We start from the raw sequence: 13,794 nt of genomic DNA, 5'->3' as shown, positions 1-13,794 counted from the left end.
GTAATACATAAAAGAAAAATATATAAATATTTGTTTTAAAAAGACTTGTTCTTTACTAAATTTTAGAATATTGTGAGAGTTTAGTAAAGGATTTAGTAAAGAAGCGTTGTTTTTCAAGCTCTCGATTGACTGCGGGCATAATTTTTTCAACTTTGTTTGACGGTTGCTTGATGGTTGTTTGATAGAAAACTCGAAAAATTACTCGGCAGTACCAGTTCGGTTTCATAAACTATTGTTATCAAATCACTTACTGTTTTGAAATTTGTTTGATGGTTGTTTGATGGAAAACCAAATGATCACTGGCACAACCGAGCACGTTTGACACCTATTGCACAGCATCGCGATATTGGATATACTCTCACAGACTTGAAGAACCATAGTGAGGCCGCGCGAAATAATTTGAGGGTAGAAGTCTTTGAAGGGGCTATGGAAGAATTGGGTGATGTGACGATTGTAGCAGAGGTTAATGATAGAGGTTGTAACCCATGAGTAGCCGACGTTTGCAAATAACATTGCAGCCTGCTGTGTTGCGGTGGGCGCGGGAGCGGGCGCGCATTGATGCCGAGCAACTGGCGGATAAGATGCAGGTGAAGCCGGAGCGCGTGTTGGCGTGGGAGCGCGATGGCAGGATCAGCATTGCTCAGGCAGACAGACTTGCCCAGCGTACGCATACTGCTTTGGGCTTGCTATATTTGACAGAGCCGCCCAAAGATCTCTTGCCAATACCCGATTTTCGTACCCGAGACAATGATCTGCAGCCGAGTGTCAATCTTCTCGATACTATTTATTTGATGCAGCGTCGTCAAGCCTGGATGCGCGAGGAGTTGATCGGGGAGGGTGCCAGACCGCTGAACTTCATTGGAAGCTATGAGATAGATGGCGATCCCCTGCAAGTCGCCCGTGCGATGCGCGATGCCCTGCAACTTGCTCACGATTGGGCAGCATCTATATCTACCTGGACGGATGCACTTGGGCATTTGCGGAGTAGAGCCGAGGATGTCGGCGTGCTGGTGGTTTTCAATGGTGTTGTGGGCAATAATACAAGACGCAAACTCGATCCGGATGAATTTCAGGGTTTTGCTCTTGTAGATGAGTATGCTCCGTTGGTCTTTGTGAACAATGCCGACTTCAAAGCAGCGCAGATGTTCACCCTGGCTCATGAACTCGCACATCTTTTTGTGGGAAAGACTGGGCTATCCAGTTTTGAACATCTGAAGTTCGATTCTAATACCACAGAGAGATTTTGTGACCAGGTAGCGGCGGAGTTTTTGGTGCCAGCAGAGGAGTTGCGAGCCTTTTGGCCTATAGCTGAGCGGACAAGCGATCCTTATCAGCCTGTTGCACGTCAATTCAAAGTGAGTTCTCTCGTAGCTGCACGCCGCGCGCTCGACCTCGGCCTGATTGAACCGATTGCCTTCTTCAAATTCTATGACGAATATACGGACAGGGAATGGTACAGCATTCAGCAGAGTCAAGCAAGTGGTGGCAATTTCTGGAATACTCAGAAATGGCGCATTGGCACCCGCTTTGGCACGGCAATCTTCCGTGCAGTGAAGGAAGGCCGTCTGCTCTATCGCGAAGCGTACAATCTCACCGGTCTAAAGGGAGAAACTTTTGAAAATATGCGAGACAAGATGGAGATACAGGTGTGATAAATCAGGCTCCATCCTTGTTCGTGCTGGATACCAATATTTTTGTAGAGGCGCATCGCCGCTATTACGCGCAAGATCTGTGTCCGGGATTCTGGGATAGTCTGACGCATTATTGTAGCGAGGAGCGGGTGTTAAGCATTGATCGCGTTCGTGACGAAATGCTTAACAACGAGGATCAACTATCTGAGTGGGTTAATCAAGCACCAGATAGTCTTTTTGTATCATCAGCGGATCCTGAGGTTGTAAATGCTTTTACGGATATGATGGACTGGGTACAGGGGAATGATCAGTTTCTGCCTGAAGCAAAAGTGGAGTTCGCGACTGTAGCTGATGGGTGGCTCGCGGCCTACGCGAGGGTCCACAACGCGGTTGTGGTTACTCAAGAGGTATTTAACCAAGATGCGAAGAAAAGGGTACCCCTGCCAAATGTATGTAGTCAGTTTGATGTTGATTACCGAGACACTTTTGAGATGTTGCGCGAGCTTAAGGTCAGTTTTGACTGGAGACGTTCTCCATGACCACTTTGACCTGAGTTGTTGCTCGGTAATTGACGGGTAATTGATGGGTAATTGACATATAGGGAACCGGGAAACTGTGAATTTTACTTAACTTATTTATTTTACTTAATTTATGTAATTGACGGGTAATTGACTGTTACTTGACTGGCGATCCGAGGTGTGAGATCGTATTTCTCATAACTTATTGAATATACGACGTTTATTTTACTTGACTGTTACTTGACTGAAACGCATTTGGAATGATATTTTTCCATACCTGAAAAGCAACCCAAAGAGAGAGTAAGGTATGAAGAGTCGGGATAATAAACTGACACAATCTCAGAAAGAAGAGTTGGACGCGCTTGCGGCATTGCCCGATGACCAGATCGATACTTCTGATATTCCCGAGGTTATCGAGGGGTCAAATTCTGTACGCGGGCTGTTCCATAAGTCCGCGAGTGAGCGGAGTAAGGCGATAGGTGAACTCAGAAGCGGGCGCCCGGCGGTTACGGATACCTCTGAACGCGGTTTGGAAGATCGCATTTGCGAGATGTTGGCTGGTAGGGCGGATGAATCGAGTGCGGGTGATGTAGGGGAACGTCCGGCTGCCTATAGCGCGGGTTGGCGTTATGGGGATCGCGAGGATTACGACCGCGAGTATTGCGTGGATCTGGCGCAGTTGACTGTTTTTCTGGTGGCGACGCAGCCGAGGATTGCTGAGGCTCTGTCTCTGGAGAGCGACAATCCGACGCGACGCCGTTTTCTCGCCCGGTTGAAGAGCGAGGTTGGCAGGCGCGGTATTGTCGATGCGCTTCGCAATGGTGTTAAGCACGGGCCGCACGATATTGCGCTTTTTTACGGTGCGCCATCGCCGGGTAACCGACGTGCAGCGGAGCTTTACGAACTGAATCGCTTTTCGGTTACGCGGCAGTTGTCGTATAGCAATGCCAATAAGCGGCTTGCGCTTGATCTCGCGCTGTTTATCAATGGCTTGCCGGTAGCGACCTTTGAGTTGAAAAATAGTCTTACGAAGCAGACGGTGGCAGATGCGGTTGAGCAATACAAACGCGACCGCGATCCGAGGGAGGAGCTTTTCCGCATTGGTCGTTGTCTGGCTCATTTTGCTGTGGATGAACACGAGGTGATGTTTTGTACGCATCTCAGAGGCAAGTCGTCCTGGTTCCTGCCTTTCAATAAGGGGTGGAATGATGGTGCTGGCAATCCGACCAATCCCAATGGTCTCAAGACCGATTATTTGTGGCAGGAGGTTTTGACCCGGCAGAGTTTGACAGATATTATCGAGAATTACGCTCTGCTGGTGGAGTCTGCTGATGCGCAGACCGGGCGCAGGACGCGGACGCAAATCTGGCCGCGCTATCACCAGTTGGATGTGGTGCGGAAGTTACTGGCTGATGCTGTGGAAAATGGGGCGGGGCAGCGCTATCTCATTCAGCATTCGGCGGGTAGTGGGAAGTCCAATTCTATCGCCTGGTTGGCACACCGTCTCATTGGGCTGGAAAAGGGCGGTGAGACGGTCTTTGACTCTATTATTGTTGTGACTGATCGGATTATTCTGGATCGGCAGATCAACGATACTATTCGGCAGTTCGCGCAAGTGGGGGCGACTGTCGGGCATGCCGAAAATTCTGGCGATCTGCGTCGTTTTATCGGCGAGGGGAAGAAGATCATTATTTCTACTGTGCAGAAGTTTCCGTTTATTCTGGATGAGATTGGCGCAGAACATCGGGGGAGCCGCTTTGCCATCATTATTGATGAGGCGCATTCCAGCCAAGGTGGGCGCACGTCTTCGGCGATGGCACAGGCTCTGGGCGACCATGAGGACGGGGATGATGAAGATACTTTTGAAGATAAGATTAACCGGATTATTGAGCAGAAGCGTCTGTTGACCAATGCGAGCTATTTTGCCTTTACTGCCACGCCGAAGAATAAGACGCTGGAGTTATTTGGCACGCCAGTGCCACAGCCCGATGGCGCGACAAAGCATCGGTCCTTCCACGGCTATGCGATGAAACAGGCGATTGAGGAGGGGTTTATTCTGGATGTGTTGGGCAATTATACGCCGGTAACGAGTTATTATCACCTCGCCAAGACGATAGAAGATGATCCGGAGTTTGATACTATAAAGGCGAGGAAGAAGCTCATTAGCTATGTGGAAACACACAGCCATGCGATTCGCCTCAAAGCGGAGATTATGGTTGACCACTTCCGCGAGCAGGTGCTGGCACCGCGTAAAATTGGAGGACAGGCACGGGCGATGGTCGTAACTGGTGGTATTCAGATGGCGATTGAATACTATCACGCCATCCGCAATTACCTGAATGAGCTCAATAGCTCGCACAAAGCTATTGTCGCTTTTTCTGGCGAGGTGGATTACGGTGGTGAGAGGGTGAGTGAATCGTCTTTGAATGGTTTTCCGTCATCGCAGATTGCCAGTAAGATTCAGGAAGATCCCTATCGGTTGCTGGTTTGCGCGGATAAGTTCCAGACGGGCTATGATGAGCCTCTGCTGCATGTGATGTACGTAGATAAGGTGCTTTCTGGCATTAAAGCGGTGCAAACGCTCTCTCGTCTCAATCGCGCCCACCCGGATAAGCGCGATACGTTTGTGCTGGATTTCTACAATGATGCCGACGGGATAAGGGATGCTTTTGCTGATTACTACCGTACGACTATTTTGGCGGATGAAACCGATCCCAATAAGTTGCACGATCTCAAGGCCGCGCTGGATGGCCGGCAGGTTTATTCAGATGAGCAAGTCCACAATGTGGTGGCGTCGTATTTGAAGGGCGATGACCGCGGGGCTTTCGATCCCATTCTGGACGCGTGTGTGGCGATTTATCGCAGCGAACTGGATGAGGATGGGCAGGTTGAATTTAAGGGCAATGCCAAGGCTTTTGTACGCGCATACAACTTCTTGTCTCAGGTTCTTCCCTACGCGAATGTGGAATGGGAACAGCTTTCCATTTTTTTGAATTTTCTCGTTCCCAAGTTGCCGACGCCGGTTACGGAAGATTTGTCGCTGGGTATTGAGGGTGCTATTGATATGGATAGCTATCGCGCCGAGAAACAGGCGGCGATGCAAATTATGCTGTCCGATGAGGATGCGGAGATCGAGCCGGTGCCCACAGGTGGCGGCGGTCATAAACCAGAGCCGGAAATGGACCTGCTTTCCAATATTCTCCGGTCATTCAATGACCTTTTTGGTGATATTCCGTGGACCAATGAAGACCGCATTCGCAGGATGATTATTGAGGATGTTCCAAAGATGGTTGATGCGGATAGTGCCTATCGCAATGCGCGGGAACATTCAGATGAGCAGAATACGCGCATTGAACACGATAAGGCGTTGGAGAAGGCGATTATGGCTCTGCTCTCGGATGATACTGAACTTTACAAGCAGTATTCACAGAATGAGGCGTTTAAGCGCTGGCTGGAGAATAGCGTGTTTGAACTGACCAATCGCTAACGTCAGTTACGCTGCGTAGTAAAAAAACAGCCTGTCCAAAAAGTTGGATGGGTTATTTTTTTATTCACAGTCTTGAATATACGGACAAAGTTGGCTATACTAAATGCAACATTGAATATGCATTTGCCGAGTGTCCGGGCGAGGGAAGCAAAGGGCTATTGAGCCAAATTATCACAGGCGATTTATAATGGCAGAACTACGATTCGACATCACGCCGTTTCTGGATCAAGATGAAGGTCAGCACTTTGATCGCAAGTCGTTGTATGAGGGAGAAGATAGTGCCAAACGGTCACGTAACCGCCGCGCCGTGCGAGACCAGGTTGCGGAATATGTGGCGGGCTTCGCCAATGCCGAAGGTGGCGTACTGATCCTGGGCATAGAGGATGACCGCACCATTACTGGACACCAGCTTCCGCAGGATGCCTTGAACAGTATCCTGAAGACCCCGAGCACTCGCTTGAAGCCCGTACAGCCCGATGGCTTTATTATGAATGTTCAAGGGTGCGAACTGATTGTTTTTGATGTGCCGGCTTCAGATGTTCCCGTTCAAGTAATCGGGGATGGCTTCCCGCTGCGAATGGGTGACCAGACCGTGCAATCCAGCGAGAGTCAAATCAATACGCTCAAGTTTGAAGGCATGGCAGAGAGTTGGGAAAGCCGACGATCATCAATGACTTTGGCTGATCTGGATGAACGACTGTTAGAACGCGCAAGACAAGGGGCGGGTTTATCCGCTTTGAGTGATGAAGAGTACTTGCTCAAGCGCAAATTGGCCGATCACCGAGGGCGAGGAATCTTGCTACGAAATGCTGCGGAGTTGCTCTTTGCCCGTTACGGACCGGACCATCCCAATGCCGGCGTCCGTCTATTTCGCGTCATTGGTACGGAGCGCTATACCGGCCCCGAGCACAATGTCGAAGAACGCCCGCGCTGCGAAGGCAACTTGCCTGCGGTCATATCGGAAATCCGCAGTGTCATCAGCAGTTTGCTGCGACGCCCTATGCGGCTCGTGGGTAGCCGCTTTCAGGAATCCGTGGAATACCCAGACTTCGCATGGCTGGAAGCGTTGCTCAATGCCATCGCGCACCGCGATTACAGGGTTGAAGGTGCTGGCATAGAGGTCTGGCTATTCGATGATCGCATGGAAGTGGTCAGCCCGGGCGGGCTGGTCGGCAACTTGACCACAGAAGCGTTGCTCACGCTCAAGCGAGTCCATCACAGCCGCAATCCCCGCATGATCCGGGTGCTCGTAGATCTCGGTCTCGCACGCGACCAGGGCGAAGGTATCCCGCGTATGTTCGCAGAGATGGAAGACGCTTTTTTGCCAAGGCCAGATATAGATGCGACCAACCGCAGCGTCACAGTTACGCTTCGGAACACGCTTACTCTGAACGCCAGTGATCGAAAATTTATCTCGGCGCTCGGTGATCTTGAGCTTTCCCGTCATGAGTTTCGGACATTGCTTTACACGTATCGTCATGGTCAGATAGACAATGCCAGGCTGCGTACTTTGTCTGGTCTCGATACTTTAAGTGCCAGTTACCTGTTGCGCGGCCTCCGCGATCGAGATTTACTGGCGCTTCATTCTCATGGCCCCAACAGCTACTACACACTGACTTCTGTTCTGAAATCGCAAGTTGGAGAGTACAAACTGGAAACTGGGGAGTCCAGAGCAAAAGATGAAGAGTTCAAGGTGGATGGGAGGGAGTTCAATGCAGATACAGGTAAGCACAGTGCGGATGAGGGGGAGCTCAGCGTGGATGGGAGGGAGTTCGATGCGGATGGGGGGGAGCTTCCAGATTATATCAGAGCGCGTATTGCAAAACTTGGAAAGCGGCCGCGTCGTGTGCGTGTACGCCCCATCATCCATTTAATATGCAATCAAGGAAAATGGGTAACTTCCGCTGAAATTGCCGGTTTTCTCAGCATCGGTCAAGGCAAACTAACGGCGGGTTATATTACTCCGATGATGCATAGCGGAGAACTTGAGTCACGCTTTCCCGACACGCCCAATCACCCTCGTCAGGCTTACAGAGCCGTTGCTTCCCAACGCCGTAGCCCTTAGTTTTTTCCCTCGGCTGTAAAGTAGCGTGTTTGAACTAAGCCAGGTACTCAGCGTACTAACAAAACAGCCCGTCCACAAAGTTGGATGGGCTATTTTTTGTCAAATCCGCCTTCACGCGCCTGGCGGGTCATTTCCTGGATGAGTTTGGGGGCGGGGTCTTCCCATCCTTCGGGTTTGAGTATCTTGCCGTCTTCTCGGCGAATGACTTTTCCGTTTACAACTTTTTGCATGTTTGCATTGTGGACGATGTCGAAGAGCGGGTCGAGATTGATGCCGTTGCGGATGGCGAAGTCGCAGATGTAGTAAATTGCATCGACGAGCGCGTCAGCCTGTTCTGTGACGGTTTGCGCGGCCATTAATTCGTCCATTTCATCGTTGACCATTTGTCGTATAAATGCGATGCCTTCTGCTGTCATGTTTTGCGGATGCGCTGGCAGGTCGTCGTTACAGGCCATTGTAAATTCGCGCACTTGAGCGGTGTATCCCATGCGTACTCCAGTTTGAAGTGTGAAGTTTGAAGTGTGAAAATCCCGCCCAACCAACCCCTATCCTCCAGCCTCTATTATGCGTTAGAAATTACTAAAGTCAAAGATCAAAAACAAATGCAATGGTTCGTCCATTCGTTTTTGGTCTTTGACTTTTGGGCGTTGCGTCTATATTTTTTTGCGCGATATTTTGTTGGCAGGTGACTATGACGTGAAAGGATTTACATTACATGGCGAGTATTAATGCAAATTATGACAAGCTGGCTGCGGGTTATTTGTTTCCCGAGATTGCACGGCGGACGCAGACTTTTCTCGATGCACATCCAGAGGTGTCCGTGATGCGGTTGGGTATTGGCAATACGACCGAGCCGCTGACGAGGAGCGTGATTGCCGGTTTGCACGATGCGGTGGATCAGATGGCGCGTGTGGAGACGTATCGCGGCTATGCCGATGGCGGAGAGGGTGAGCCTGAGATGCGGGAGGCTCTGGCGAAGCGCTATGCAAAGTACGGGGTGGATCTCGATGCATCTGAGGTTTTTGTGAGCGATGGCGCCAAGTCGGATTCGGCGAATATCCAGTCGATTTTTGGTATGGATAATGTAATTGCTGTGCAGGATCCGGCATATCCGGTATATGTCGATAGCAATGTGATTGCCGGACGGACGGGCGAGGCGGTGGATGATCAGTACGAAGGGCTGGTTTATATGCCGTGTACTGAGGAGAATGGTTTTATGCCCGAGGTGCCGGATGAAAAGGTGGATTTGATCTATATTTGCAGCCCGAATAATCCTACGGGTGCTGTGGCAACGCGAGCACAGCTTCAGGCGTTTGTGGATTATGCGAGAGAACACAGGGCGGTGATTATTTACGATGCGGCTTATGCCGGGTACATCTCAGATGCAGATTTGCCGCGAACGATTTACGAGATTGAGGGGGCAAAGTCCTGCGCGATTGAGATCAATAGTTTTTCTAAAGATACCGGGTTTACGGGTGTGCGTCTGGGGTGGACGATTGTGCCGATGGATCTGGTGGTAGAAGACGCAGAGGCGGGCAAGTTGAATACGCTGTGGGGCAGGCGTCAAAATACGTTTTTTAATGGTGCTTCGAATATTGTGCAATTGGGCGCTTTGTCGGTGTTTACAGAAGAAGGCGAGCGAGAGTGCCAGGAGATGATTGCGTATTATATGGAAAATGCGCGCATTATTCGAGCGGGGCTGAGGTGTATTGGGCTGACGGTTTTCGGTGGTGTACACGCGCCTTATTTGTGGCTCAAGACACCGAATAACATGTCGTCGTGGGATTTTTTTGATAAGTTGTTGTCAGAAGCCTATGTCGTCGGTACGCCGGGTTCGGGTTTTGGTCCTGCTGGCGAAGGTTATTTTCGCTTGAGTTCGTTTGGGCATCGAGAAGATGTCGAGCGGGCAGTGACGAGTATTCAGGCGAATTTGAAGATTTGAGGTGAACAGATGACGCGGTCCAATCCGAATATTGTTTTTATTCTGGCTGATGATATGGGCTATGGAGATCTGGCATGCCAGAATCCAGAGTCTAAAATTCCAACGCCCAATCTGGACAGGTTGGCGTCGCAGGGGGTTCGTTTTACCGATGCCCACGCGCCGTCCAGCGTTTGTACACCGTCGCGCTATGCGATTCTTACGGGGCGGTATTCTTGGCGCACCCGGTTGCAAGGCGGTGTGTTGTGGCCCTGGGATCCGCCTTTGATTGATCCGGGGCGAAAGACGGTGGCGACATTGCTGCGAGATCAGGGGTATCGCACGGCCTGTATTGGGAAGTGGCATCTGGGATGGCACTGGGAGACAAAGGATGGGCGTGCGGCCTATGAAGGCGCGGAATATGGGGTGTTGGGTAGAGATCATCGGTATGAATTGGGCAAGAATATCGATTTTAGTAAGCCGGTTACTGGCGGTCCTGTAGAATGTGGATTTGATTATTATTTTGGCGATGATGTGCCCAATTTTCCGCCTTATACCTGGTTTGAAAACGATCGTTTGGTGGATGCGCCAGTTGAGGAGAAGCCCGAGGAGATGTTTGGATCGCCCGGGCCAATGGCGCCGGGATGGTCTCTCGAGGCGGTGATGCCCGAGTTGACCCATCGCGCAGTTCAATATATTGAGACGGCGGATGAGCAACCGTTTTTTTTGTATTTTCCGCTGACTGCGCCGCACACGCCGATTGTTCCAATAGATGAGTTTAAGGGTATGAGCGAGGCGGGTGAGTACGGAGATTTTGTGTGTGAAGTGGATTGGACTGTGGGCGAGGTGATGGCGGCTCTTGATCGAAAAGGGATTGCCGAGAATACGCTGATTATTTTTACCAGCGATAATGGGCCCGAAAATTTTGCGTATAGACGGATCCAGGAATACGGGCATTACAGTATGGATGGCTTGCGGGGGTTGAAACGCGATGTGTGGGAAGGTGGGCACCGGGTTCCTTTTGTTGCGAGATGGCCCGGTCAGATTGAGGGGGATAGGGTTTGCGATGAGGTGATTTGTATGTCCGATTTTATGGCTACGGTGGCGGCAATAACTGGCGTGTCTTTGTCGGAAGATATGGGTGAAGATAGTTATAATATATTGCCTGCGCTTTTAGGTGAGACTTTTGATACGCCTATCCGGGAGGCGACTGTGCATCACAGCATTCGGGGGAAGTTTGCTATTCGGAAGGGGCGCTGGGTGTTGATCGATGCACCCAATGGGGATGATAATAAAGAACCGGATTGGTTTGTGGAAGAACGCGGGTATGTGCCCCACCATCATCCGGGCGAACTTTTTGATCTCGAACGCGATCGGATTGAGCGGTTTAACCGTTATGCAGAATATCCCGAGATCGTTGAAGAACTCAAGACTTTGCTCGAAAAGTATAAGCGAGAGGGTCGAAGTGTTTCGCGCTGAACGGTAGAGGAATGAATTTTATGGGACGTATTTTTTGCATCCTGATTGTATTTGTATGGGTTGGCACAGCCGGGGCGGAGGTGCAGGTCGCATTTCGCTTTGAGGCTGTTTTTGGCGAAGTAGGGGGTGGCGATGGGCAGTTTCTCAATCCCGAGGGGTTGACTCTGGATACGTCGGGCAATGTGTTTGTGGCCGATACCGGGAATGACCGCGTCCAAAAATTGTCCCCAACTGGCACTTTTTTGAGGGCAATAGGAGGACCGGGCTGGGAAGATGGGCAATTTAACAAACCGGGTGGTATTGCCGCGAGCAAGGGGCTGGAGATTTATGTGGCGGATGGCCGAAATCGCCGCATTCAGGTGTTTAATCTAAATTTGCGTCTTCTGGCGGTGATTGGGGGTGCGGATGCTGGTGGTTCTGTGGATCTGGGTACGCTCAGTGGTATTGCCGTGTCGGATGCAGATGAGATTTTGGTGAGCGATATCGATGCCGATCAACTGGTGCAGATCGATACGTATAGCCGCGTTGATCGCAGTTTTGGCGGTTTTGGGTATGGGGCTGGCAATTTGCGGCGTCCTTTGGGAATTGCAGTAGAAGGTCGCGAGAAGGTTTATGTTTGCGATAGCGAGAATGATCGGATTGCGGTATTCGACAGGTTTGGCAATTTTCAAAAGACGATGGGCGAAGATGTTTTATTGCAGCCCTCGGCGCTGTGTGTGGGGCCTGATCGGACGTTGATTGTAGCGGATACGGGCCACCATCGCATTGTGGTGTTTGACCTCGATTCTGGCGGGGTTGCAGGGTTTTTGGGCGGTCCCGATCCGGGAAAGGGCGCGATGGCGTTTCAGTTTCCCCGGGGTGTCGCACTTGGCCGCGCTGGCAGGTTGTTCGTTCTGGATTCGGGGAATGGGCGTATTCAGAAATTGCAATTACAGGTTTCAAGGGTGAAGTAGGGAACGGTGTACAACTGGTCGCGGTTCAGACCAGTTCACTGTGAAATGGGAAAAGGCCGGGATGTTCCGCGAGGGCGGGATGTCCTGTTTTTTTTAGACACGAGATATGAGAGATGAGTTTTGGCACCCTTTATATCGTTCAGGGTATTTTATTTTTTTTAGCCTGTGTTGTGACGGCACACGCACAGGTTCCCGTGCCGGAGAAGTTTACGTTGTTCGATGGAGAACGGATGTTTCAAGCAGATGGGAGCCGCGGGCCTTTTTCGATTTCCGACCGCGCCATTGAGGCGGCGAGTGAACGGGTTTGGGTGGATGGGGTGTTGCTCGTTCGGGATCGGGATTATGTAGTGGATGCCGATCGCGCGTTGCTGACACTTTTGCGGGATGTTGCGCGGGGTGTGGAGATTGTGGTGCGTTTTAGACAGCGTCCTCTGGTGACTGCGCCTGTGGTTCAGCGTCGTCAGTTTCAGCCGGGGAAAGGTAGTGGGGATCAACCGATTGTGCGCGTGTTCTCTCCTCCTGTTGTGCGAGATAGGGATGAAGAGCAGAAGTTGACGATTGGTGGTCATAAGAGTATTTCTGTGACCGCGGGATCTCAACACGCGGTTCATCAAGCTTTGCAGTTGCGTATTTCGGGCGAGGTCGCCGAGGGGGTCAATTTATTGACCGTGCTGTCCGATCGCAATTTGCCAATAGGCGAGCAGGGGGGATCAAAGCGGTTGCAGGAATTGGATCGCGTGTTTTTTCAGGTTGACGCCGATCAGGTATCGGCTACGCTCGGCGATCTCGATGTGGCGTTTGACGGGACTGTGTTTGGGCGCTATCGGAGGCAGTTGCAGGGCGCGCGCGTGTTGGCCCATCAGGAGAAGGGGCAGATTGCGGTTTTTGGAGCAGTGTCGCGGGGACGTTGGGAAACGCGGCGGCTGGTGACGGTTGAGGGGTTTCAGGGACCTTATTCTTTGTCGGGTGGCGAGTTGAGAGGACAAATTGTGCCGGAGTCTGAGCGCGTGTATCTCAATGGGCGATTGCTCACCCGCGGGGATGGGGCAGATTATACGATTGATTACGAGCGCGGGCATGTGGCGTTTACGCCTGAGATACCGATTGGGGTGGAGAGCCGCGTTACAGTGGAGTATCAGGTGATTGATGCCGGTATGAGAAGCCGGCTGATGGGTATGGAGTCCCGCGTGTCGCTCGGTGAGGGGGTGTCTGTGGGGACGACGCTGATTCGAGAGTCTGATCGTTCTGCATTGTCGCCTGGTCCTACTGCGGTGCAGCGGCAGTTGGGAGTGGTGTACGCGACGTACACGCCGTGGTCAAATGCACGCGTTTCTGGGGAGGTCGCCCTGAGTGATCGAGATTCGGGAAGTGGGCGTGGGGTTCGCATGGATGGTGCGTGGACAGAGCGCGATTTTGAAGTCACGGCTCGGTTTCGCCAGGTTGGGGCCGATTTTGAAGCATTTGAGCGATTGGACAGAGGGCGGGCTGCCGGGCGATGGGGATGGCAAGCCGATACTGCGCGAACTGCCCAACGCGAGGGCGAGGTGGCTGTGCGTTGGGATTTGGGTAAGGCGCTTTCTGTTACCGGGGAATACGGACAGCATGTGGGTGTTTTGCGAACGGATCGGAAGAGTGTGGGGATCCGTTCACCCGTGGGGATGTACCGCTATGAGTCGCTCGGGCGCAATAGCGGTGGGATGCGCCGGCATGAGGGGCAGGTTGAAGTATCGATGGGGGAAGTTG

The 13,794-nt window shown here is 51.5% G+C and carries 9 protein-coding genes; 8 read left to right on the top strand and 1 reads right to left on the bottom strand.

What is annotated here, in order from left to right:
• Positions 1–485: 485 nt before the first annotated feature.
• From F4Y39_11950 to F4Y39_11935, 4 genes are all read left to right on the top strand, one after another.
• A complete protein-coding gene (locus F4Y39_11950) occupies positions 486–1,652 on the top strand; it encodes an ImmA/IrrE family metallo-endopeptidase (protein ID MYC14431.1) in 1,167 nt (388 codons plus the stop codon).
• On the top strand, positions 1,652–2,170 hold the full coding sequence (locus F4Y39_11945; protein MYC14430.1) for a DUF4411 family protein: 519 nt from the start codon (positions 1,652–1,654) through the stop codon (positions 2,168–2,170). The genes F4Y39_11950 and F4Y39_11945 overlap by 1 nt, the downstream gene beginning before the upstream one ends.
• A gap of 529 nt (positions 2,171–2,699) precedes the next feature.
• A complete protein-coding gene (locus tag F4Y39_11940) occupies positions 2,700–5,636 on the top strand; it encodes a type I restriction endonuclease subunit R (protein MYC14429.1) in 2,937 nt (978 codons plus the stop codon).
• A gap of 187 nt (positions 5,637–5,823) precedes the next feature.
• On the top strand, positions 5,824–7,701 hold the full coding sequence (locus F4Y39_11935; protein ID MYC14428.1) for a hypothetical protein: 1,878 nt from the start codon (positions 5,824–5,826) through the stop codon (positions 7,699–7,701).
• 89 nt (positions 7,702–7,790) lie between these two features.
• Here the strand turns inward: F4Y39_11935 and F4Y39_11930 are convergent, their stop codons facing one another.
• Positions 7,791–8,189: an HAD family hydrolase gene (locus F4Y39_11930; GenBank protein ID MYC14427.1), complete on the bottom strand. Its 399-nt coding sequence runs from the start codon at positions 8,187–8,189 to the stop codon at positions 7,791–7,793.
• A 227-nt stretch (positions 8,190–8,416) separates the two neighbouring features.
• Here F4Y39_11930 and F4Y39_11925 point away from each other — a divergent pair, with 227 nt between their 5' ends.
• From F4Y39_11925 to F4Y39_11910, 4 genes are all read left to right on the top strand, one after another.
• Entirely contained in the window at positions 8,417–9,643 is a 1,227-nt protein-coding gene (locus F4Y39_11925) for an LL-diaminopimelate aminotransferase (protein ID MYC14426.1), read from the top strand.
• 9 nt (positions 9,644–9,652) lie between these two features.
• Positions 9,653–11,098, top strand: a complete 1,446-nt coding sequence (locus F4Y39_11920; GenBank protein MYC14425.1) for an arylsulfatase — start codon at positions 9,653–9,655, stop codon at positions 11,096–11,098.
• An 11-nt stretch (positions 11,099–11,109) separates the two neighbouring features.
• Complete coding sequence (locus F4Y39_11915) at positions 11,110–12,051, top strand: hypothetical protein (protein MYC14424.1); 942 nt, start codon at positions 11,110–11,112, stop codon at positions 12,049–12,051.
• 113 nt (positions 12,052–12,164) lie between these two features.
• A partial coding sequence (locus F4Y39_11910; protein ID MYC14423.1) for a hypothetical protein occupies positions 12,165–13,794 on the top strand: 1,630 nt, incomplete at its 3' end.

It is taken from the genome of Gemmatimonadota bacterium (assembly GCA_009838845.1).
GTDB lineage: Bacteria > Latescibacterota > UBA2968 > UBA2968 > UBA2968 > VXRD01.
Note: the sequence above shows the minus strand (reverse complement) of the source record. Positions and strands in the feature narration are given on the sequence as shown.

Bases quoted from the DNA above. Each gene is read 5' to 3' on its own strand.
- F4Y39_11950 (MYC14431.1), top strand. From the start codon at position 486: ATGAGTAGCCGACGTTTGCAAATAACATTGCAGCCTGCTGTGTTGCGG.
- F4Y39_11940 (MYC14429.1), top strand. From the start codon at position 2,700: ATGTTGGCTGGTAGGGCGGATGAATCGAGTGCGGGTGATGTAGGGGAA.
- F4Y39_11935 (MYC14428.1), top strand. From the start codon at position 5,824: ATGGCAGAACTACGATTCGACATCACGCCGTTTCTGGATCAAGATGAA.
- F4Y39_11930 (MYC14427.1), bottom strand. From the start codon at position 8,189: ATGGGATACACCGCTCAAGTGCGCGAATTTACAATGGCCTGTAACGAC.
- F4Y39_11925 (MYC14426.1), top strand. From the start codon at position 8,417: ATGGCGAGTATTAATGCAAATTATGACAAGCTGGCTGCGGGTTATTTG.
- F4Y39_11920 (MYC14425.1), top strand. From the start codon at position 9,653: ATGACGCGGTCCAATCCGAATATTGTTTTTATTCTGGCTGATGATATG.
- F4Y39_11915 (MYC14424.1), top strand. From the start codon at position 11,110: ATGAATTTTATGGGACGTATTTTTTGCATCCTGATTGTATTTGTATGG.